At 58.9% G+C, this 22,096-nt stretch carries 20 protein-coding genes and 1 tRNA gene; 17 read left to right on the plus strand and 4 right to left on the minus strand.

Features of this window, described 5'->3' with window-relative positions; translation table 11 throughout:
* The first annotated feature begins 42 nt into the window (after positions 1–42).
* The 9 genes from murA to ACQZ5M_RS19430 all read left to right on the plus strand — a co-directional run bounded on the left by murA (position 43) and on the right by ACQZ5M_RS19430 (position 10,526).
* A complete protein-coding gene (murA, locus tag ACQZ5M_RS19390; RefSeq protein WP_296022347.1) occupies positions 43–1,299 on the plus strand; it encodes a UDP-N-acetylglucosamine 1-carboxyvinyltransferase in 1,257 nt (418 codons plus the stop codon).
* The gene (locus ACQZ5M_RS19395; protein ID WP_449080590.1) at positions 1,296–2,180 is read left to right on the plus strand and encodes a BadF/BadG/BcrA/BcrD ATPase family protein; all 885 of its coding nucleotides are present in this window, start codon (positions 1,296–1,298) and stop codon (positions 2,178–2,180) included. Before murA ends, ACQZ5M_RS19395 begins: the two co-directional genes overlap by 4 nt.
* A gap of 109 nt (positions 2,181–2,289) precedes the next feature.
* Entirely contained in the window at positions 2,290–3,213 is a 924-nt protein-coding gene (murQ, locus tag ACQZ5M_RS19400; protein WP_296082930.1) for an N-acetylmuramic acid 6-phosphate etherase, read from the plus strand.
* A gap of 67 nt (positions 3,214–3,280) precedes the next feature.
* Complete coding sequence (locus ACQZ5M_RS19405) at positions 3,281–4,795, plus strand: ABC transporter substrate-binding protein (protein ID WP_449080591.1); 1,515 nt, start codon at positions 3,281–3,283, stop codon at positions 4,793–4,795.
* A 24-nt stretch (positions 4,796–4,819) separates the two neighbouring features.
* Positions 4,820–5,782: an ABC transporter permease gene (locus ACQZ5M_RS19410; protein WP_449080592.1), complete on the plus strand. Its 963-nt coding sequence runs from the start codon at positions 4,820–4,822 to the stop codon at positions 5,780–5,782.
* Positions 5,779–6,621, plus strand: a complete 843-nt coding sequence (locus tag ACQZ5M_RS19415) for an ABC transporter permease (protein WP_296037531.1) — start codon at positions 5,779–5,781, stop codon at positions 6,619–6,621. The genes ACQZ5M_RS19410 and ACQZ5M_RS19415 overlap by 4 nt, the downstream gene beginning before the upstream one ends.
* A complete protein-coding gene (locus ACQZ5M_RS19420; RefSeq protein ID WP_296102921.1) occupies positions 6,618–8,369 on the plus strand; it encodes an ABC transporter ATP-binding protein in 1,752 nt (583 codons plus the stop codon). The genes ACQZ5M_RS19415 and ACQZ5M_RS19420 overlap by 4 nt, the downstream gene beginning before the upstream one ends.
* A gap of 13 nt (positions 8,370–8,382) precedes the next feature.
* Positions 8,383–9,399: a serine hydrolase domain-containing protein gene (locus ACQZ5M_RS19425; RefSeq protein ID WP_296102924.1), complete on the plus strand. Its 1,017-nt coding sequence runs from the start codon at positions 8,383–8,385 to the stop codon at positions 9,397–9,399.
* 11 nt (positions 9,400–9,410) lie between these two features.
* Positions 9,411–10,526 carry an anhydro-N-acetylmuramic acid kinase gene (locus tag ACQZ5M_RS19430; RefSeq protein ID WP_296102926.1) on the plus strand — a complete coding sequence of 372 codons (1,116 nt, stop codon included), beginning with the start codon at positions 9,411–9,413 and terminating at the stop codon, positions 10,524–10,526.
* Between the two features lie 21 nt (positions 10,527–10,547).
* On the opposite strand, the gene ACQZ5M_RS19435 is transcribed toward ACQZ5M_RS19430, so the two are convergent.
* Together ACQZ5M_RS19435 and xseA are read right to left on the minus strand one after the other, a co-directional pair.
* Positions 10,548–10,922, minus strand: coding sequence for a GNAT family N-acetyltransferase (locus tag ACQZ5M_RS19435; protein WP_449080605.1), 375 nt, complete (start codon positions 10,920–10,922; stop codon positions 10,548–10,550).
* A 93-nt stretch (positions 10,923–11,015) separates the two neighbouring features.
* Complete coding sequence (gene xseA, locus ACQZ5M_RS19440; protein WP_296102933.1) at positions 11,016–12,617, minus strand: exodeoxyribonuclease VII large subunit; 1,602 nt, start codon at positions 12,615–12,617, stop codon at positions 11,016–11,018.
* A gap of 155 nt (positions 12,618–12,772) precedes the next feature.
* Between xseA and ACQZ5M_RS19445 the strand changes: the two genes are divergently transcribed.
* The 6 genes from ACQZ5M_RS19445 to ACQZ5M_RS19470 all read left to right on the plus strand — a co-directional run bounded on the left by ACQZ5M_RS19445 (position 12,773) and on the right by ACQZ5M_RS19470 (position 16,858).
* The gene (locus tag ACQZ5M_RS19445; RefSeq protein WP_279873017.1) at positions 12,773–13,018 is read left to right on the plus strand and encodes a hypothetical protein; all 246 of its coding nucleotides are present in this window, start codon (positions 12,773–12,775) and stop codon (positions 13,016–13,018) included.
* Between the two features lie 62 nt (positions 13,019–13,080).
* Positions 13,081–13,446 carry a hypothetical protein gene (locus ACQZ5M_RS19450; RefSeq protein WP_296102938.1) on the plus strand — a complete coding sequence of 122 codons (366 nt, stop codon included), beginning with the start codon at positions 13,081–13,083 and terminating at the stop codon, positions 13,444–13,446.
* Between the two features lie 243 nt (positions 13,447–13,689).
* Complete coding sequence (locus ACQZ5M_RS19455) at positions 13,690–14,247, plus strand: cysteine hydrolase family protein (protein WP_296102940.1); 558 nt, start codon at positions 13,690–13,692, stop codon at positions 14,245–14,247.
* A gap of 102 nt (positions 14,248–14,349) precedes the next feature.
* Positions 14,350–15,342: a GlxA family transcriptional regulator gene (locus tag ACQZ5M_RS19460; protein ID WP_449080593.1), complete on the plus strand. Its 993-nt coding sequence runs from the start codon at positions 14,350–14,352 to the stop codon at positions 15,340–15,342.
* 107 nt (positions 15,343–15,449) lie between these two features.
* Positions 15,450–16,406, plus strand: a complete 957-nt coding sequence (locus ACQZ5M_RS19465) for an aldo/keto reductase (RefSeq protein WP_449080594.1) — start codon at positions 15,450–15,452, stop codon at positions 16,404–16,406.
* Entirely contained in the window at positions 16,403–16,858 is a 456-nt protein-coding gene (locus ACQZ5M_RS19470; RefSeq protein WP_449080595.1) for an N-acetyltransferase family protein, read from the plus strand. The genes ACQZ5M_RS19465 and ACQZ5M_RS19470 overlap by 4 nt, the downstream gene beginning before the upstream one ends.
* 179 nt (positions 16,859–17,037) lie before the next feature.
* On the opposite strand, the gene ACQZ5M_RS19475 is transcribed toward ACQZ5M_RS19470, so the two are convergent.
* Positions 17,038–18,501: an HWE histidine kinase domain-containing protein gene (locus ACQZ5M_RS19475; protein ID WP_449080596.1), complete on the minus strand. Its 1,464-nt coding sequence runs from the start codon at positions 18,499–18,501 to the stop codon at positions 17,038–17,040.
* 423 nt (positions 18,502–18,924) lie between these two features.
* Between ACQZ5M_RS19475 and ACQZ5M_RS19480 the strand changes: the two genes are divergently transcribed.
* Positions 18,925–19,014, plus strand: a tRNA-Ser gene (locus ACQZ5M_RS19480).
* A gap of 660 nt (positions 19,015–19,674) precedes the next feature.
* Complete coding sequence (locus ACQZ5M_RS19485) at positions 19,675–21,420, plus strand: peptidoglycan D,D-transpeptidase FtsI family protein (protein WP_449080597.1); 1,746 nt, start codon at positions 19,675–19,677, stop codon at positions 21,418–21,420.
* Here the strand turns inward: ACQZ5M_RS19485 and ACQZ5M_RS19490 are convergent.
* Positions 21,414–22,031 (minus strand): TetR/AcrR family transcriptional regulator, encoded by a 618-nt coding sequence (locus ACQZ5M_RS19490; protein ID WP_296022386.1) that lies wholly within the window; start codon positions 22,029–22,031, stop codon positions 21,414–21,416. The genes ACQZ5M_RS19485 and ACQZ5M_RS19490 overlap by 7 nt on opposite strands.
* Positions 22,032–22,096: the final 65 nt, after the last annotated feature.

A 22,096-nucleotide genomic window follows, 5' to 3' on the forward strand; every position in this document is an offset into this window, starting at 1 on the left:
TATCCAGATTTCAGCATCAGTTTTGACCCGGAAGGTCTTTTTATGGATGAGCTGCATATCACCGGCGGAACGAGGCTTGATGGCGCGGTCCCGATTGCGGGCGCCAAGAACGCTGCACTGCCGCAAATTGCCGCCGCCCTTCTCTCCCCGCATCCCCTTGAACTGACGAACCTGCCGAAGGTGTCGGATGTCGACAACATGCTGCGCATCATTTCACTTTATGGTGCCGGGGTCGAAAGACATGCGGGCGGCACCGTCATCAATGCGCAAAACGTGACGCCGGGCGAAGTCGATTATGAGACCGTTCGCAAGATGCGCGCTTCTATCCTCGTGCTTGGACCACTGCTTGCCCGTTTCGGTTCTGCGCGGGTGTCGTTGCCCGGCGGCTGCGCGATTGGCGCACGACCTGTCGATATACACTTGAAAGTTCTTTCGGCCCTTGGCGCAACAATTGCCGTGGAAGGTGGCTATATCGTTGCTTCGGCATCGAATGGACTTAAAGGTGCCCGCGTCGTCCTGCCCGGCCCTTCCGTCGGTGCCAGCGAAACGGCATTGATGGCGGCCTGTTGCGCCACCGGCGAAACCGAAATCCTCAATGCGGCGCGTGAACCGGAAGTCGTCGATCTTGCCGCCTGTCTCTCTGCCATGGGCGCTGAGATCGAGGGCGCTGGCACGCATCGGCTTCTGGTCAAGGGAAGCACGCGCTGGCGCGCGGCAAGCCATCACGCCATTCCGGATCGCGTCGAGGCCGGAACCTATGCGGCAGCGGCGATGATAACGGGCGGTCGCATCGAGCTTGTCAACGCACGCATGGAGCATCTCTCATCGGTCCTGCAGGTCCTGGAAGGTATGGGCGCTACCATCTGGCCCGGTGATCGTGGTGTTGTGGTCGAAGGCGGTGAGCGCATCAAGCCTGCTGATTTCACCACCGAGCCTTACCCAGGCTTCCCGACGGACTTGCAGGCGCAGTTCATGGCAATGGCCTCGATTGCCGATGGTGCCAGCGTCATCCGCGAAACAATCTTCGAAAACCGCTTCATGCATGTGCCGGAATTGTCCCGGCTGGGCGCGAACATTGCGCTCAATGGCTCCGTCGCGACGGTTCGCGGACAGCAATCCCTGAAGGGCGCGCCGGTGATGGCAACCGATCTGCGCGCTTCGGTTTGCCTCGTGCTTGCGGCACTTGCCGCGCAGGGTGAGACTATCATCAAGCGCGTCTATCACCTCGATCGCGGTTATGAGCAGCTTGACCGAAAGCTCGCCCAATGCGGCGCCAACATTCGTCGCGTGTCCCTATGACTGAGCCGAGGAGCGATCAGAGACTTTATCTCGGCGTCGATGGAGGCGGCACCGGCTGCCGGGCAAGAATCGTCGATGAGGCAGGCCACGTTATCGGGCAAGGATTGTCTGGTCCGGCCACGACGCGTCTTGGCGTACCCAACGCATGGGCGTCCGTACTTCGCGCCTGGACGGGCGCGGCCGAAGAGGCTGGGCTTGATCCTTCCGGCGCGCCGAATGTCGTGGCTGGCATCGGCATTGCTGGCCTGACGCGTGCGGGCTCGCGCGAACAATTGCAAGCCCTGCCCCATCCCTTCGCCGACATCTACTTTACCTCAGATGGCGCTGCCGCATGCCTTGGCGCTCATTCGGGTCGTGATGGCGGGATCGTCATTGCAGGGACCGGCTCCATTGGGCTCGCACTGGTCGCAGGCGAAGAAAAACGGGCAGGTGGATACGGCTTCCCGATCTCCGACGAAGGCAGTGGGGCCGACATGGGGTTGAAGGCGATCCAGTCCGCGCTCATGGCCTTTGATGGGCGGCGCGACAAGACGGCGCTTCTCTCCGAAGTTTTGAACCGCTTCGATAACCTCCCCGCGAATATCGTTGGCTGGATGGATAAGGCAACAGCGACAGATTACGCGACCCTCGCGCCCCTTGTCCTGCGTCACGCCGATCATGGAGACCCGGCAGCCCGGCAGATCGTTCAATCCGGGGCTGGCCATATAGACGGGCTCGTGCGCCGCCTCATCGAGTATGGCGCACCAGCCGTGACCCTGCTTGGTGGCCTGTCCGGACCACTGGAGCCGTGGCTTGCTCCCGACGTGCGCAAGCGGTTGAAACCTGCAGATGGCGACGCCGTTTCCGGTGCCATAATCCTGGCAAAACGCATGTCATCCTGAACGCAATCCCGGTGAACCTTTCGCCGCTTTGAATGGAATAATATATTCCAGCATTGATTGACATGCGGAATATACGATCGTAATCTGTTAAAAAATCGAGTGAGGATCCATGTCGCACCTGCACCTGATGGCGGAACTAGAGCAGCTGGTTTCTGAAGCTCGCAACCCCAATTCCATGTCGATCGATCTGCTTCCAACGGAAGAAATCCTGAAGGTGATGAACCGGGACGATGCGCTGGTTCCCGAGGCGGTCGCTCGCGTCATTCCTCAGATTGCTGAAGCCGTCGAAGAGATCGTTCGCGCCTTTCGCAGCGGTGGACGGCTGATCTATATCGGGGCCGGCACCAGCGCGCGCCTTGGCGTGCTCGACGCCTCCGAATGCCCTCCCACCTTTTCCGTCCCGGAAGGCATGGTTGTCGGTCTGATTGCCGGTGGGCCGCGTGCCATTCTGCATGCGGTCGAAGGCGCGGAGGACGATGTGGAGGAAGGCAAGCGCAATCTTGCGGAGATCGATCTTTCCGCAAAGGATGTGGTGGTCGGCATCGCGGTGAGCGGGCGCACGCCTTACGTGGTCGGTGCGCTGACCTATGCGCAATCCATCGGCGCAAAGACCGTGTCGCTCACCTGCAACCCGCATTCGACGCTGGCGGACATGGCCGATATCGCCATAGCGCCCGTCGTCGGGCCGGAGGTTGTGACCGGATCGACTCGGCTGAAATCCGGCACGGCGCAGAAGCTCGTCTTGAACATGCTGACGACCGCCAGCATGATCCGCATCGGCAAGACTTACGAGAACCTGATGGTCGATCTGACCATCAGCAATCAGAAGCTGCGCGCCCGCGCGATCCGTATCATCATGGAGGCAACGGGGTGCTCGGCGGACATTGCGGAAGATCAACTGACGGTCAGCGGCAACAATGTGAAGCTCGCAATCCTGATGATTCTGAGCGGATTAAATCGGGAAGAGGCCGAAGCCGCGCTGGTTCGCAATGACGGATTTTTGCGCAAGGCGCTGACTGAATCAACCAATTGAACGCAAGACGTGCTGCATACCCGGCGTTTGAAAAGGACGGGATCGGCCAACCAGAGGGAGAATAAGCATGACGATGATCGCTCGAAAATGGCTGGCTTGTGCGGCAATCGCCGGGAGCCTTCTGACAGCCACCGCCGCACCCGGATTTGCCGCCACCTTGAAAATGGCATGGGCACAGGATGCGACAGGCCTCGACCCGCACAAGCAGACGGCCTTTTCCTCCATCCGCCTGCTGGAACTGATTTACGAACCCCTTGTCCGCCTGGATGGCGATCTCAAGGTGGTGCCGGCGCTCGCCAAGGAATGGACATTTTCTCCCGACGCCAAGACGCTGACATTCAAGCTCGATCCAGCAGCCAAGTTTCACAATGGCGCAGCCGTGACCTCGGCAGACGTAAAAGCCTCTTTTGAGCGCATCCTCGATCAGGCGACGGGTGCATCCGCACGCGCCAACTATCTCTCGATTGCCAGCATCGATACGCCGGATGCTGCGACGGTCGTCTTCAATCTGTCGCAGCCGGATGTGCCGTTGCTCACCGCTATGGGCAGCGTCAATGCGGCCATCGTTCCGGCTTCCGAAATTACCGCTGGCAAGATCGGTACGGCTGCCATCGGCAGCGGTCCGTTCAAGCTGGAAAAGTGGGAACCGAACCAGAAGGAAGTGCTCAAAGCCAATACGGAATGGGCCGGCGGCAAGGTGGGCGTCGAGGGCATCGACATCAGCGTGCTGCCGGATGAAAACGCCATTCTTGCGGCGCTACGCGCCAAGAAGGTGGATTTCGCCCTGTTGAACGACCCGCTGGTTGCGACCCTCGTGCCGAAAGTTTCCGGGCTGACGCTGAACCGCAAGCCGGTTCTCTCGTACCACGCACTGCAGCTCAACCCTTCGCGTAAGCCGATGACAGAGCTTGCCGTGCGCCAGGCGATTTCCTGCGCCATCGATCGTAAGGACGTTCTCGATACGGCTCTGCTTGGCGAAGGCGAAGTCACCGGGCCGCTGACGATGCCGCTCTATCGCTCCGATCCGAACAGCCTCTTCTGTTACAAGAAGGATCTGGAAAAGGCGAAGAAGCTGATGGCCGATGCTGGGCTGAAGGACGGCTTTTCCGCAACCGTGATTGCCGCCACTGGTGAACCGCCGACCGCAGCTGCCGAAGCTCAGGTCATCCAGTCGCAATTGAAGGAAATCGGCATCAATCTCGACATCAAGATGATGGAGCTCAACGTCTATGTCGACACATGGCTGAAGGGTGATTTCGACATGGCGGTGGCGCTGAACGGCGGACGGGCCGACCCCTACACCATGTATAACCGCTACTGGACCAAGGCCGGAAACCTTCAGAAGGTCGCGAACTATATCGACGACACGCTGGATGATCTGATGCAAAAAGGCCGTGTCGAAACCGATATTGCCAAGCGCAAGGAAATCTTCGCCGCCTTCGACAAGCACCTCGCCGAAGTCTCGCCATGGATCTGGCTCTACACCGGCTATTCCTACACGGCCCAGCAGCAGAATGTCGAAAACTTCGTGGCGACACCGGACGGTTCGCTCTTCGGCCTTGCCAAGGTCACCCTGAAGTAATGCGTGCATGAGGCGGATGACGAAATGACCTACTTGCTAAGACGTCTCGTGACATTCCCGCTGGTGATGCTGGGTGTCTCCGTTCTGGTCTTCGTCGCCATCCGCCTCGTCCCCGGCGATTCCATCACTGCCATGCTCGGCACGGAAGCCGGGCTTCTGACACCGGAGCAGAAGCAGGCACTGTCCGCCTATTTCGGCCTCGATCAGGGCTGGCTAGTGCAATATGGCCGCTGGCTCTCTGGCGTCGTCTCAGGCAATCTCGGCCTCTCGGTCACCTATGGCAAGCCGGTACTCGACGTTATCCTCCAGCGTTTCCCTCTGACGCTGGAACTCGCCTGCCTTTCGGTAGCGATTGCGCTTGTCCTTGGCCTACCGCTCGGCGTCTTTGCCGCCACTCGCAATGGCCGGGGCTCGGATCTCAGCGTGCGCATCTTCGCCATGATCGGCCAATCGACCCCGAGCTTCGTCTTTGGCCTCGGCATCATCTACATCCTCTCGGCAGGCTTCGGCATTCTGCCAGCCATGGGCGATTATGTGCCCTTCACACAGGATCCGATCGCCAACCTCTCACAATTGTTTTTCCCGGCGCTGACACTTGGGCTGTCCTTCACTGCCTCCGTCACGCGCATTTCCCGTTCGGCCATGCTTGATGTGCTGAGCGACGATTATGTGCGTACCGCCCGCAGCAAGGGTGTGGCACGTCGCAACGTCATCTGGCGGCACGCCCTGCCGAACGCGCTGATCCCGGTCATCACGCTCTGCGGTGTCGAGTTCGGTTATCTGCTGGGCGGCGCAGTGTTGGTCGAGCAAATTTTTGCGCTGCCCGGTCTTGGACGCATGACGCTCGAGGCCATTCTTCAGCGTGACTATGCGCTGGTTCAGGGTGCGGTGCTGTTCATCGCGCTCAACTTCATGATCGTCAACCTCCTCGTCGATCTCGCCTATGTGGCGCTCGATCCACGCATTCGCCTGGGGAACCGGTCATGACATCGCTGATCTCCCGCCTCCTTCGCCACCCGAGCGGCTGCGTCGGCGCGGCCATCGTCCTCATCTACCTGTTGCTGGCATTTGCCGCATGGCTTGGGCTGACGCCCTACGATCCGCTGCAACAGTTTCGAATCGACCGCCTGCAAGGCCCAAGCGCCGCGCACTGGATGGGAACCGACATGTTCGGGCGTGACGTACTCAGCCGGTTGATGATCGGCATCGGCCAGTCTTTCCTCGTCGCTTTTTCCTCCGTCGGCATCGCCGCCGTCATCGGCACCGTTCTGGGGCTGACTGCCGCATGGGTCGGGCGTCTGTGGGATGGTGTGGTCATGCGGCTGATGGATGTTCTGCTTGCCTTCCCGGCGATCCTGCTGGCGCTGCTCTTCATCACCGTCGTCGGCCCCGGAACCTTCACCAGCATTCTCGCCATTGCCTTTGTTTATACGCCGATCTTCACCCGCGTGGTGCGCGGCCCGGCGCTGTCGATCAAGGCGCGCGATTTTGTCGATGCGGCGCGGACCTTCGGCAGTTCCACATCCTATATCCTTACCCGGCACCTGATGCTCAATCTGGTCGCGCCGCTGACTGTGCAGGTGACGCTGGCACTGGCCTGGTCGCTCCTGACGGAATCGGGCTTGAGCTTTCTCGGCCTTGGCACGCAGCCGCCGGATTCCTCGCTCGGCCTGATGCTGGCCGATAGCATCAACCTGATGGAGATGGCGCCCTGGCTGCTGATCTTCCCCGGTCTCGCCGTCATGCTCGGCATTCTCGGCTTCAACCTTCTGGGCGATGCGCTTCGCGATCTGCTCGATCCCCGCATGCGACGGGTGGCCTCATGACTCGACTTTTTTCAGTTCAGAACCTTAGCGTCGGCTTCGGTCGCGGCAATGCCATCAAGCCAATCGTCGAAGGCGTCAGCTTCACTCTCGATGCAGGCGAAACACTTGCCATCGTCGGCGAAAGCGGGTCGGGCAAATCCGTCACCGCGCTCTCGATCAACCGTCTGATCGATTATAGCGGCGGCAAGATCACCAGCGGCCGGATCGATCTGTCTCTCGCAGATGGAAAGACGCTAGATCTCGCCACTCTGGACACTGGGCGCATGGAGCGCATCCGAGGGTCGGAGATCGGCATGATCTTTCAGGAGCCGATGACCTCGCTCAATCCGGTTCTCACCATCGGCAAGCAGATCGAGGAAGTCTTTCGCCTGCAAGGCAGGGGCGGGCCAGAAGCGCGTGCCGAGACACTCCGCGCGCTCGACCGGATGCGCATTCCCGATGCGGCGAGACGCCTTGGTTACTATCCGCACCAGCTTTCGGGCGGAATGCTGCAGCGGGTGATGATCGCGATGGCGCTCGCAGCCTCCCCTCGCCTTCTCATTGCCGACGAGCCGACGACCGCGCTGGATGTTTCGGTCCAGGCACAGATCATGGCGCTTCTCGCCGAGCTTCAGCGCGACACCGGGACTGGCCTGATCTTCATCACCCACGATCTCGGCCTCGTTGCCGGCATTGCAGACCGGGTGGTCGTCATGCAATCCGGCAAAGTGGTCGAGCAGGGAAAGACGGACGACATTCTCGACCGTCCGCAGCACAGCTACACGCAGCATCTGCTGAACGCCGTCCCGCATTTTGCCAACGGCCAGCATGTCCGCACCGACTCGCCGCGATTGAAACACGCCGATCAGCCTGCAGCACTCGCGGTCAAGGAGTTGACCGTTCGCTTCCCGACAACCACCGGGCTCTTACGCCGCCCCGCAGGCGCCATCCATGCGGTGGAAGCGGTGGATTTCGAGATATCTCGGGGTGAAACGCTGGCGGTCGTCGGCGAAAGCGGATCGGGCAAATCCACCACCGCCCGCGCCCTGCTGGGTCTGGTCAAGCCCATCCGCGGATCGTTCAGCGCGCATTCGGTTCGATCCACCGAAGCACAAACGCCGATGCAGATGGTGTTCCAGAACCCCTATGCGTCGCTCAATCCGCGCCTCGATGTGCAAAGCCTGCTGGCCGAGCCGGTTATCGCCGCAGAAATGCGCATCGACCGTAACCTCACGTCGCGCATGACAGCGCTTCTCGATCGCGTCGGTCTTCCCGCCGATAGTCTTACCCGCTACCCACATGAGTTTTCCGGCGGCCAGCGCCAGCGCCTGTGCATCGCCCGCGCCCTGATGCTCGATCCATCCATTCTGGTGCTGGATGAGGCGGTCTCAGCCCTCGATGTCTCGGTTCAGGCTCGCGTGCTCGATCTTCTGATCGATCTGCAGAAGGAACGCGATCTCGCCTATCTCTTCGTTTCCCACGACATGGCCGTGGTGGAACGCATCGCCCACCGCGTGGCCGTGCTCTATGCGGGCCAGATCGTCGAAATCGGCGACGCCCGCTCCGTCTTGTCGAATCCTCAACACAGCTATACCAAGAAGCTGATTGCAGCGGTGCCGACCATGGAACGGCGGCGCGAGCGGTTTGAACTCAATACCGAGGCCGTGCCGACATTGCTGCGTCCTAAAGGGTATGAGCCTCAGCCATCGCGTTGGCAATATTTTGGCGAAGACCATCGCGTGAAGCTCGAAACGGCGGCAACGAACTGATGAGGAAGCATTCATGGTCGACCCATCCTCACCACTCCTGAGCCCTTTCGACGCTGGTTTTGACCTGCTGAAAGAGGCCGTCGATGCGGGCCGTATTCCGGGCGGCGTCTTCGGCATGATCGACCATAACGGCCACCGCCTGACAAGGGCGATCGGCCATGCGCAAAAGGTCGGTGGCGAACGTCCGATGACGCTCGATACCTGGTTCGACCTTGCCTCTTTGACCAAGGTCATCTTCACCACCCGCAAGATCCTCGAACTGGCCGTCGCCGGCATCATCGATCTCGACAGCCCCATCACCACGCTCATTCCCGATTTCCGACAATACGCGCCCGATTGCTGGGAGCGCAAAGTCACCTTCCGCCAGTGCCTGGGCCATCAGACACCGTTTCCGGCGGTCGAACCGATCTACACCTATGGCGACGATCCGGATCGCCTGCGCGCCTTCGTCCTTCAGCGCGAATGGCGCGATAGTGAGCCCGCCTATTCGGACATAAATTACATCCTACTCGGCATCGCTCTGGAACGGCTGACGGGCCAGCGCATCCGCGAGATGGATGCCGGGCCTGGCTTTGCCTTTCACGGCGACCCCGCACAAACCGCCGCCACTGAGTTCTGCGCCTGGCGCAACCGGATGATCTGCGGCGAGGTGCATGACGAGAATTGTTACGCGCTGCAAGGCTCCGGCCATGCCGGTCTGTTCGGCACGGTGGACGCTGTTCTCGACTATGCAAAATCTCTGTTGGACGGTGATAAAGCTGGCGATCCCGTCGTCCAGCTGATGCGGCAACCGCGTTCGGCAAAGCGCACCCATGGCTGGGAACGCCCCTATGATGGCTGGTCGGGTGGTGCGCTTTGCAATGACAGCGTCATCGGCCATACCGGCTTTACCGGCACCGGGCTCTGGGTCGATTTCGACAGGGGCGACGCCTGGACCCTTCTTACCAACCGGGTGCATCCAAGCAGACATGTCGACAGCGGTATTTTTGCCCTGCGGGCTGCCATCGGCGATATGATCAACACGCATTGAGGAGAGACGACATGGAACCGATCTGGGCCGTTGGCTTGATGACAGGAACCGTTCTGGACGGAAACATCGATGTCGCGCTTCTGAAAACCGATGGAGAGCGTGTCGAGCGCTTCGGTGCCTATACGCTGGCGCCTTACGACCAGTCCGTCCGCGAGCTTCTGGAGCAAACGCTGGCTGAAGCGCGCAAATGGAATTTCGACGGCCCGGAGCCAGAGATCTTCGGTCGAGCCGAGGAAGCGCTGACCCGCGCCCAGTCCGCAGCCGTTGCCAATCTCGTGGCAGAAGCCGGGCTTTCCCTAGCCGATATCGGCGTCGTCGGTTTTCACGGCCAAACGGTGCTGCACCGCGCGCCGCAGCCTGGGCGCCTCGGCGCCACCCGTCAACTGGGTGACGGGGAATTGATGGCGAAGCTTCTCGGCACCAAGGTGGCTTATGATTTCCGCAGCGCAGACGTTCGTGCCGGTGGCCAAGGCGCACCGCTTGCCGCCGCCTACCACTCGGCACTGCTGAAAGGCGTTGCACAGGATGGGAAGGCTGCGATCCTCAATCTCGGTGGCGTTGCCAACGTAACCTGGAGCGATGGCAAAGGCCATGTCGTGGCTTTCGATACCGGCCCTGCCAATGCGCCGATCAATGACTGGATCAAGCAGCATGGACGTGGCGATATGGACCGTGACGGCCTGATCGCTGCATCGGGCCAAGTCAACGAAGAGCGCCTCTCAAAGCTTCTACAGCATCCCTATCTCACTGCAAAATTCCCGAAATCGCTGGATCGCTTCGACTTCGGCGCGAGCATGGCCGACGGCCTCTCGCTGGAAGATGGCGCGGCGACGCTGACGGCCTTCACCGCCTCTGCCGTCGGCAAGGCGCTCGATCTCCTTCCGCAGCGGCCGGAACGGCTGTTCGTCAGCGGTGGCGGGCGCCACAACCCGACGCTGATGAGGATGCTGGCGCAGCGCGCTCGTGTGGATGCACAGCCTGCCGAAACGCTGGGCTGGCGGGGCGATGCCGTCGAAGCGGAATGCTTCGCCTTTCTGGCGGTACGAGTGCTGCGCAACATGCCGATCAGCTTCCCGACGACCACGGGGGCGCCCGAGCCGATGACCGGCGGGCGACTGGCCGCCTGAGTAAGCTTCATTCGAAGCTGATCAAAGCCGCTTTTTCAAAAACTTCCGGGTGCGCCCGATGGGAAAATCCGGAAGTTCTCCGAACACCTCATAACCCTGACGGGTGTAGGCCTTTTCCGCCACCGGGTTGAAGGTATCGATCCAGGCGGAGTGACAACCACGCGCCTGTGCCTCCTCTTCCGCCGCTGTCAACATGCGGCCCGCCATCTGCTGGCCGCGAAGGCTTTCGTCAACCCAGAGCCACTGCACATAAAGCCAGCCCCAAGCGGTGTATCCACTGATCCCGGCGAGCAACGCGCCGCTCTCACCACGAACGATGACGGCAAGCGGCACCCTGTCGGCCTGGCCAACATCGGCGTCGTTGAACGCAGAAAGGTGAGCGCCAATTGCTGCGATGTCGTCAGCCCTTGGACTATTGGTAACCGTTAGAGCAGGGATGACGCTGGTGCTCACAACTCGATCTCCTGACACAAAAGCGGATCGGCAGCTTTAAAATAAACTACCTTGATTGCCGGGATCACCGGCGACTGGCTTGACCGGTTTCCTTCGCAGCTGGGCCGCTGACACCTCGGTTGAACGCGGGGCATCCGCACCTGCAACGGCCGAAACCTCGCCATCGGCAAATTCGACCGAAATTACCGCACCGGGCGTTACAGAGGCCGCGCGGGTGAGCGGCCGATTTTCCTCATCCCGAATGACGGCGTAGCCGCGTTTGAGGACATTCTTGTAAGACAGCGATTGCAGAATGCGCTCATGTGCCGCAAGCCCCGATCTGCTCTGTGCCATCCGGTGAAGAACGGCTGTATCGGCCCGCCGCACGGAAGCCAGCAACCGTTCTTTCTGCCGCTCGAGCTGGCCGGAGAGGCGCATTGGCAGGGCGCGCAGGGCAGAGTCCGATGACGACACCTGCGACTTTGCCTGCAAAAGGCGTCTTTCGACCAAAGCTTCCGCACGCTGCATACGCTCGTTGACGCGCTGCCTTTGCTGGCGCAATCCGTGCGTGAGAACATCGGGACGCAGACCGGATGAAGCACGCTCGAAGCTGCGACGCTTGTTCATCGTGTTGAGCTCAAGCCCTCTACCAAGTCCCGCAGAAACCTCGTCAAAACGGCGACGCGGAAGCGCCAGCAGCTGATCGAGCGAGGGAAGTGCGCGCACAAGCGCACGAAGTCCCTGGGCGCGATTGTCCATATGCCGGCGCGTGGAACCGGAGAGTCGCGCTGCCAGACCAGCCAGCTGGGCTTCAAGATCGGCCCGAACGGGAACGGCCATTTCCGCGGCTCCTGTTGGCGTTGGCGCGCGAACATCCGCTGCGTAATCGATCAAGGTCGTATCTGTCTCGTGACCGACCGCAGAAATCAGCGGAATGGCACTTTCCGCCGCAGCCCTCACCACGATCTCGTCGTTAAAGCTCCATAGGTCCTCAAGGCTGCCGCCGCCACGCGCCACGATCAGCACATCGGGCCGGGGAATGTCGCCGCCCTGCGACAAGGCATTGAAGCCACGGATCGCATTTGCGACCTCCTCGCCAGAGCCATCTCCCTGGACCTTGACCGGCCAGACCAGGACATGAACAGGGAAACGGTCCGAAATACGATGTAGAATATCGCGGATCACGGCGCCCGTCGGCGACGTCACCACACCGATCACCTGCGGCATATAGGGCAAACGGCGTTTGCGTCCCTGATCGAACAGGCCTTCCGCCGCGAGCCGGCGACGACGCTCCTCGAGCAAAGCCATAAGCGCACCGGCACCAGCCGGCTCAAGACTTTCGATGACGATCTGATACTTGGAGGAACCCGGAAAGGTGGTGATCTTTCCCGTCGCGATCACTTCCATACCCTCTTCCGGGCGGAATTTTAGCTTCGAGAAGCTACCCTTCCAGATGACGGCGTCTATACGGGCGCGATCGTCCTTCAGCGAAAAATAGGCGTGACCGGAGGTATGTTGACCGCGATAGCCGGAAATTTCCCCTCGAACACGAACTTGATCGAAGGCGGTTTCCACTGTCCGTTTGATGGACCCGGAAAGCTCGGAAACTGAAAATTCGGTGAGGTTGCTGAGTGCGGGCTGACTGAAGATATCGCTCATGCCGCATGGTAACCGATGCCCTACGATTCGCAAACCGTAACATTTTCGGGATAATTCGATTAAAACTTTCACACAACTGTAACACTGTGCTAGCCTCCAGAACTGAAAGTGCATGCCTTGGAGGAGACATCGCGGACTTTTGAGGAGAAGTTGCCATGTCTTATCGCTTTGGGAGGAGCGGCATCATGGAATTTATTTTAGGAATTGGCCTCGGCTTAACCGCTTCGGCAACACGTTCTACTCTCGCGATCGCGCTTGTTGGTATTCTTATCATCGCTGTTTTTGCCTATGCCGCCCTGATGGCTGCGCCTGGCGTTTCTATTCTCGGGCTACTTGCAACGTTGGCCGGATTGAATGCTGGCGTGGCCGCCGCCTTTTTTGGGGTGTTGGCGCTTCGCTGAGACACGGCTGACAACAACACGCGATCGATCTATAAGGATGCCGATCATCAGCAAGGTGCGGCGTGGAACTCGGTCGTCTTCTTCTTCTGCAGGTATTCTGCGCGGCACTTGATGCCGGCACCACTTGGCTGTTGTGGTCCCGCATCGACATCTCCGTGGTCCTTGCCAGGATAGCAGGTGCCTGTCTTGCTGCTATCCTGATTGTGTTTTTCTGCCGCAGAGCGCCGGAGTTCCGTGGTATCGGACGCTTTCTCGCGACCAGTATCAGCTTAACATGTCTGCTCGTGAGTTATGGCATATTTGCACTTCTGATGCTCCGCAACCCTGTTTTGCAATGGCCGCTGGCCTTCGCAGCAGCGACTGGCGCGTCACTCCTGTTATCGTGGATCGGATACTGGCGCGCGCGTCAGGGTCGTGTCAGCGGCTAACCAGGTCGCGATCTTTCGCATTGCCTGATACGTCTCGGATCAAAAACCGAGCTCCTTTCTCACACATCGATATCTAAATTCAGCCCCCAGTTTCGCGAGACCCATGCTTCAAAGAATGCGTTCTTATCGGCTGAGAGTCCCACCACGATGGCCAGATATGTCCTCCTTTCGTCTTGGATGAGAGTTTCTTCCTTTTTTCTGAGGCAACAAATTTGTATCCATTCAACAACTGGAGATACAAAATTGTCCGCTTCTATCGCTCTGATCGTCATCGATGCGCAGGAATCCTTCCGGCACATGCCCTATTTTGAAGACACCGGACTGGCGCGATACCTCTCTGCCCAGCAGGCTTTGATCGATGAGGCCGAGGCAAAAGGCGTTCCCGTCGTCCAGATTTTTCACGTCGATGGTGACAAAGCCTTTTCAGCCGATAGCGGCTTGATTCGTCCGTTGGAAGGATTGCGCATCCAGCCTAGCGTCACATTCATAAAGCACCGCCATTCCGCCTTCGTGGGGACAGGACTGGAAGTCTGGCTGACGCAGCATGGCATCAATCACCTCATCATCTCCGGCATCCGCACCGAGCAATGCTGCGAAACCACCGCTCGCCATGCGTCAGATCTGGGTTATAAGGTCGATTACGTTACAGAAGCGACCCTCACCTTCCATATGACACACGCCTCGGGCGACGTCTTCTCACCTGCCGACATTGCCAAGCGCACCGAACTCGTATTGGCGGGACGATTTGCTCGTATCGCGACAGTGTCAGATGTCCTTGAAAGCCTCCAGCAACGGGCCTGAAACAGAACCGATTGTCACAAAAGCACGATACGTAGATTCGAAAAGATAGAGCAGCCTTTGTGCGTACAATCGACCTCAGGCTGCTCTAAGAAAGGCCGCCTGATGAATTCGATACCCGGCAACGATGCAAAAGTGATACCCGTGTTCGTGGTCATGCCGCCGCAGACACTCTTGCTAGATGTTGCCGGGCCTCTGGAAGTGCTGCGCTATGCCAATGAGCAACAGGAGCAAATCCGCTTCGATTGCCATTATGTCGCCGCTCAGCCGAACCAGACGACCACCATCGGTCTTGGCCTCTGCGGCCTGGAGGCATTACCCGAATCACTGCCGTCAGACGCGATGATCCTCGTCTCGGGCAGCTCGTTTGCATCCCCTCGCCAGCAGGAAAATGCCCAAGAACGGAAAATTCTGTCCGATTGGCTGCGCCGGACCGCGCGCAGCGATACCACCATCGTCAGCATCTGTTCCGGCGCGTTAATTGCAGCAGAGGCCGGTTTGTTCGATGGCTACCAGTGTACGACCCATGCGGACGGTATCGCGGATCTCAGACGCATCGCTCCCCTTGCGAAGGTGCAGGAAAATCGGTTGTTCGTGGAGGATGGGCGACGTGTCTCGAGTGCTGGTATTTCCACCGGCATCGACCTTACTCTTCACCTTGTTGCAAAGCTGGTTTCCCCCGGGATCGCCGCCCGCATCGCGCAGATCATGGTCGTTTATTTGCGCCGCACGGCAAATGACCCGCAAATCTCGCCCTGGCTTTCCGGGCGCAACCATATTCACCCGTCCATTCACCGTGCGCAGGACGCTATCGTCGCTAATCCCACCATGGACTGGACCCTATCCCGACTGGCGGACTACGCCAACCTCAGCGCTCGGCATCTGTCCCGTCTGTTTCGCGAATATACGGGCGTGAGCGTGGTGGATTACGTCAATCTGATCCGGGTCAACCTGGCGAAAGACATGATCTCCCACTCACGGCTCGATCTGGAGACCGTTGCGGAACGCGCTGGATTTGCCTCTGCGCGCCATCTGCGCCGCATATGGATGCAGCATTTTGAAAGACCGCCAAGCGCATTTCGAAACCACTCTCCGTGACGGGCGTTTGCTTCGATTGCGAGATGCCTTGATCACGGAAATCAATAGTCATCCGGACAATGCAGCGCTAAATCATCGGTACGAGAAAGACTAAAAGGAGCACATCCATGCAGAACCGCACGCTCGGCCGCACCGGCCTGTCCGTCGCCCCAATCGTTTTTGGTGGCAATGTCTTCGGCTGGACCGCGGATGAGAAAACGTCATTTCAGCTTCTGGATTCTTTCTTTGATTCCGGTTTCAACGCCATCGATACGGCAGATGTCTATTCGGCATGGGTACCAGGCCATGAGGGCGGTGAGTCCGAGACAATCATCGGAAAGTGGTTGAAACATAGCGCCGTCAAGCGCGAGGATGCCATCATCATCACCAAAGTTGGCTTCGATAATAACGAGCGCAAGACGGGTCTCAGCGCCAAATGGATCGCCGAAGCGGTGGAGAACTCGTTGCGCCGTCTCCAGACCGACTACATCGATCTTTATCTCGCTCATAAGCCGGATGATGCGGTGCCTCTCGAAGAAACACTCGGAGCCTTCGCCCGATTGAAGGAAGAGGGGAAGGTCAGGGCGATCGGCTGCTCGAACTACAACGCCGACCAGCTTCAGGCGTCACTCGAGGTGGCAGCACAGACGGGACTTGGACGCTTCGACGTTCTTCAACCGGAATACAATCTTTACACTCGCTCCAAATTCGAGGGGCCGCTTGCCGAGCTTTGCGCCAAGGAAGAGATCGGCGTCATCAACTACTACAGTCTCGCGGCGGGCTTCCTGACTGGCAAGTATCGGACGAAGGCCGATACCGAAGGCGTGGCGAGATCCTACCGCGTTGGCAATTATCTCGACCCGCGCGGCCTTGCCATTCTTGGGGCAATGGATACCATCTCGGCGGAAACCGGTGCCCGGCACGCGGATATCGCTCTTGCGTGGCTGCTCGCGAAGAAATCCGTAACCGCACCGATTGCGAGCGCGACCAGCCTTTCACAGCTTGAAAGTTTCAAGCGTGCTATCGACCTGACGCTGAGCGACGAGATGATGCAACTCCTCGACGACGCGGGTGCGGGCGAATGACAGCGGCTGGGGCGCTCACCATCAGGGCTGCGACGACCGGCGACCGTGACGCTTGGTTGCCCCTGTGGAGCGCCTACCTCGCCTTTTACAAGGTCGATCTGCCAGCAGACGTGACCGAACGAACCTGGGAAAGGCTGATGGACCCGGCATCTCGCCTTTCCATGCGCCTTGCGGTTCTGCAGGACAGGCCAGTCGGCTTCGCCATTCATCATTTCCACGAATCCACCTGGACGAAGACGCCAGACTGTTATCTTGAAGACCTGTTCATCGACGAGGAGATCCGCGGCAAAGGTATCGGGCGCGCCTTGATCGATGATCTGATCGGCATCTGCCGGGACAACGGATGGTCCAGACTTTACTGGCATACAGATGACGGCAATCAGCGCGCGCGTGCGCTTTATGACAGCTATAGCAAGAGCGACGGCCATCTCCGCTACCGGCTCAAAATCTAAAGCATGGTCCACGCAAAACTGTGCGACGGTTTTGCGATCAAAAGATGCGACAAGACAAGGGGCCAAGCGTCGTGAGCGAATCTGAGAGGTAGCCGCACGTTTTAGGGACTATTGCGCAAGCCTGCTGAGCCGGTTTGCGCAGACCTTGCCAACGCGCCCTGCACGCATCTACTGACCGGTCAATTGTCCTGCTGGAATGTAACCAGATCTGCCTCGACATTGCAGATGAGACCGGTCGGTTCATAGAGAACAGTAACCTTGCTGCAGGAAGCACCGGAAATACCGGCTTTGATCAGGCGTGACCCAGCCCCTACGCGCTCCGGCGCGCTAACTGGCGGACCGCTTTTTTCTTCCCAACGAAACTCGAAGAACTCTCGATCGCCGGGAATGATACGCCACGAAATCTCGATCATGCCATCGCTCGATGAAAGCGCACCATATTTCACCGCGTTGGTGGCCAGTTCATGCAGAATGAGCGAGAGAGACAAGGCTGGACGCGAGCCCACCTGAATGTCCGGTCCTCTCACCACGAAGCGTGGTTCATTCGGATCATCATGCACCGCCAGCATCTGGCCGACGAGATTGCGCACTGTAGACGAGCCGAGGCCACCCTGTATCACGGTGTCATGAGCACGGCTTAAGATATTGATACGCTCGGCAAGCGTCTGGCGCGCTATATTCACATCGGGGGCCGAACGTAGCGTCTGAGACGCGATGGCCTGCACCATGGCCAGCTGGTTCTTGAGACGATGCCCAAGCTCATGCGCCACCATCTCCTTGTGGCGCTCTTCCGCAAGACGCTCGGTCACATCCTGCGCTTGAACAAGGATACCGGAAATCATGCCCGTGGGATCGCGCATCGGCTGATAGACGAGGTCGATCAACCTGTTCTGTTTCTCACCGGCAGGTCCACGATTGAGTTCAATCGGCTGCCCTCTCGCCACAAAAGGCTCCCCGGTTCTGTAGACTTCATCGATCTTCCCGATATGGCCTTGGCGCACCACCTCCGGAAGCGCCTCGGCGAGTGGTCTTCCAATAATATCGCGACCAGCGCCGATGATCGAATAACACTCCTCATTGGCAAATTCGAAAACGTGGTCGGGACCGACAAGCGTGGCAATCCCGCCCGGCGAAAGCTGGAACACCTGCCGCAAGCGCTCCTGCTGCAGCTTCTGTTCGCGCCGCATCAAAACCTCGCCGGTAATTTCGGAGCAGGCACAGAACATCCCGAGCACTTCGCCCGAATGGTTACGTACGGGCGTGTACGAGAACGAAAAATGCGTTTCTTCCGGATATCCCTTGCGATGCATGGTAAATTCGATGTCATCCATCGAGGTGCCCTGGCCCGCATAGGCAGCGCTGATGATGGGCTCGACCTTATCCCAGATATCGAACCAGAGTTCCTTGAAGGATCGGCCAAACGCCTGAGGATGCCGATTGCCGCACATAAGCGCGTAACCGTCATTATAAAGAGTGGTTTGCTGCGGCCCCCAAACGATCAGCATCGGCTGCAAAGAGCCAAGCATGACGCTGACGAGAACTTTCAGCTCTACCGGCCAGTCGTCCTTGCACCCGAGAGGGCTCGCGCCCCAGTCAAAATCACGAAAAATCCGACCGCATTCGCCCCCACTGACATAGTGCAAAGAAATCCCCTCGGAATAAGCTCGGCGAAACGTCGCCATTTGCAGCGCGGAATTGCGGAAAGGGCAGCGTCGCCACACGCGCTGAACCCTGTTGAAGACAGGCAACATAGCGAAAGAACAACAGACGTGCCAGATAGCTGTTGATACCCAAGGAATAACATAACCTTAAGGGCTAAATCTGCAAGAAAGCCCTTACTCATAACAGGCCTTCTGCAGACATCGCTCCCTCGGTGTGCACGGGCGTAAGACCAATCAATCGCAGAATGGCACGAATCTCCCCCCTCCGCTCCGTCGAAAAGGTCTCAGCCAACGCATCCCGAAACATACCACCGCGATTGGCAAGGTTTTCAAGACAAAACAGAATTTTGCACTTGCATGGTGACAGACGTGTGGCTATGAACGGCCCGCTTACCACAGCACGCCGGAGAGGTGGCAGAGTGGTCGAATGCACCGCACTCGAAATGCGGCATACCTGCAAGGGTATCGTGGGTTCGAATCCCACCCTCTCCGCCATTTTTAGCCTGCCAAGCCCGGAAATTTAGGTGACAACATAGTGCGGAGCGGGTTGTCGATGGTTTGCAGTATTCTCTGTTCTGGATCGATATATCCGAGATCATAGTGCAAGAAGCTGACGAGCCGAATGCCGTCCTCGATTTCTTTCAGTCCTCGATTTCTTTCAGTCCCAGTTTCTGGCCTGCCACGACGGGTCGAGATGTTGATCTTCTTCCAATGCATTCAGATGCGACAGCGATGGGTAACCAGGGTGTCGCGAAACACCGAGCCCAATCGGCGAACGGACTCATTGAGGTCGTAGAGCAGCTGCTCAAACTTCGAAGAGAAGAATCCGTTCGGCGCAACAACCGTCGAGGCGCCGGATGCAAGTTTCTCCAAACCAATGGTAAGGCCCGATATGGCGATCGGAGGCGCTCAGACGTATCGGTTTCGCGAGATCACTTCGACTGACCATAGAACCAAGGCGAGCCGGCGCTTCGACTGGTGTCGTCACCTCACGATCGATTTATCTTCTGCAGCATACACTCCAGGCGGACCATCGCTCGGAGGATCCCACCGGAACGCTACGACTGTTGCGCTTGATCGCCAAACGATCTAATGCAATTATAATTGCATTAGTGCAGCGTCGCTTTCCATGGCGAGGCACAGGGATGGCTCGCCATGATCTCGAAAATTTTCGCTCTCCGTCGTAACAAACATCTGCGAATGAAAAAAAGCGGCATGGCCGCACGTCGTGGCGGGACGCGCTCACGCGGGCGGCTCGCCCGGCAGCGGATCGGCATCCTTGTCTGTGGCTTTCTCTGTGCCTACGGTCTGATCGGCCTCAGACTGCTTCAATATGGCATGATGAGGCAAGCTGCGACGGGAACCATCGGCCGCACGACCACGCCAGCGTCCAGGCCGGATATCCTTGATCGCTACGGAGAGCTGCTCGCTACCGACCTCAATATGGTGTCGCTGTATGCGGAGCCTCACCGGATCGTCGATGCCGATGAGGCAGTGGAAAAACTGGCGACCGTCATTCCCGATCTCGACTGGCTGGAAACGCACAAAAAGCTCGTATCGGATAGCGCCTTCCAGTGGCTGCGGCGGCAACTTACTCCCAGGCAACAGGCCGACATACTTCGTCTGGGCATTCCCGGCATAGGGTTCCGCCCGGAAAAACGGCGTTTCTATGCGGCCGGCACAGTTGCGTCGCATATTCTAGGACATGTGAATGTGGATAACCAGGGTCTCGCGGGCATGGAGCGTTACCTCGATCAGCAAGGTCTGACGGACCTCAGAAGCACAGGGCTTGCAAGCGGTGTAGCGCTCTCACCGCTGCGGCTCTCCATCGATCTCAGGGTGCAGAGCATCGTCCATGAAGTCATCGCTCACTCCTTGGCGGCCTATCAGGCTGAGGCTGCGGGAGCGGTCGTTTTGAATGCCAATACGGGCGAAGTCCTGGCAATGGCATCGGTGCCCGATTACGATTCCAACAATCCCTCACGCCGTCTTGCCGATGGGTCGGTGGACAAGGAGTACGAAAAGGGCTGGTTCAACCGCATGAGCAACGCGACCTATGAGATGGGTTCGACGTTCAAGAGCTTCACGCTTGCCATGGGTCTGGATGAAAAGAAGATCACCCTCAATTCCGTTATTGATGCCACACGGCCACTACGCATGGCAGGCTTCACCATTCACGACGACCACGGCCAGGGACGCCCGCTGACCGTTCCGGAAATCTTCCAGTACTCCTCCAACATCGGAACGGCCAAGATCGCCGCAATGGTGGATCTCGATGCCCATAAGGCGTTTCTCACCAAGCTTGGACTCTTGACCAAGATGGATACGGAAATCCCTGAAGTCGCGACGCCAACGCAGCCGCGTGTCTGGAAGCCGATCAATCAGGCAACGATCTCCTTCGGCCACGGGGTGGCAACCACCCCGCTCCAGACCGCCGTTGCCGGAGCAGCTCTCATCAATGGCGGCAAGCTGATTTCGCCAACCTTCCTGCCGCGAACACAAGAACAGACCGCGTCTGTCGCCCGTCAGGTCATCGATCCTTCGACAAGCGCCGCCATGCGTTTTCTTTTCGAATGGAACGGGACCAAGGGATCAGGTCGTAGCGCCCAGGTTGAAGGTTTCCACGTTGGTGGCAAGACGGGAACGGCGGACAAGGTGATCAACGGCCGATATGCCGCCCATCTGAACTTCAACGCCTTCCTCGCCGGATTCCCGATCGACAAGCCGCAATATGTGGTGCTGACCATTATCGACGCGCCGTTAACCGGGGAAAAGGGTGGCAGGCTTGCCGCCTATACCGCTGCCCCGATGGCCAAAGCGATCATAGAGCGCAGCGGCTCTCTCTTGGGCGTCGAGCCCCATTTTGGCACGGGGCGCGACAAGCTCCTCGTGAACTACTGAGGATCGTTTTCGAAAATCGCATACTCGCCGAGGCTTGGCTGATCGCAAAGTGGCTGCGTCAACAAGGGCGACGAGACGGCCGTCTCGACAAGCTCTGCCTGATAGGCCTTGGTGATCGCCTGATTGGCAAAGAAAATCCGATAGATCAACGGCGCAAAGACCATGTCGACAAGCCGGTCGGGAGAGGGCACGGGCTCACCGCGCGACGCACAGCGATCGGTGAGATAGCGAAAGTTCATGTAGACATAACCTGCGGCGACCTCGGAAATCTTGCGATTGACCAAGCGCTCTCCGAGCAGCGCTCTCATTGGCGCAGACGAAAGATCATCCACCGTCTGCTCGATCCAGACCGCGAGATCGCCCCTGAAACTTCCCGTATCGGGCGGCACGGCGTCAGGCAGAAAACGCTGATTGGCCACATCGAGCAACAGTTGATCGAGCGTCACCCATCGACGGTAGATCGTCGAGGGCGGCACCTCTGCCCGGGCAGCGATGAGCGCTATGGTGACGTTCTCTGCCGGGATTTCCGAAATCAGTTCTTTGACCGCCTTATGAACGGCAACCTGAATACGCTCGCTGCGTCCGCCCGGCCTTATCAGTGTCCGCGCCATCTGACGTTTCCCCTCAACTCAGGATTCCCTACCACGTTTCAAGACGTGATGATCCGGTTTAATTA

Source organism: Rhizobium sp. 22-785-1, assembly GCF_053521965.1.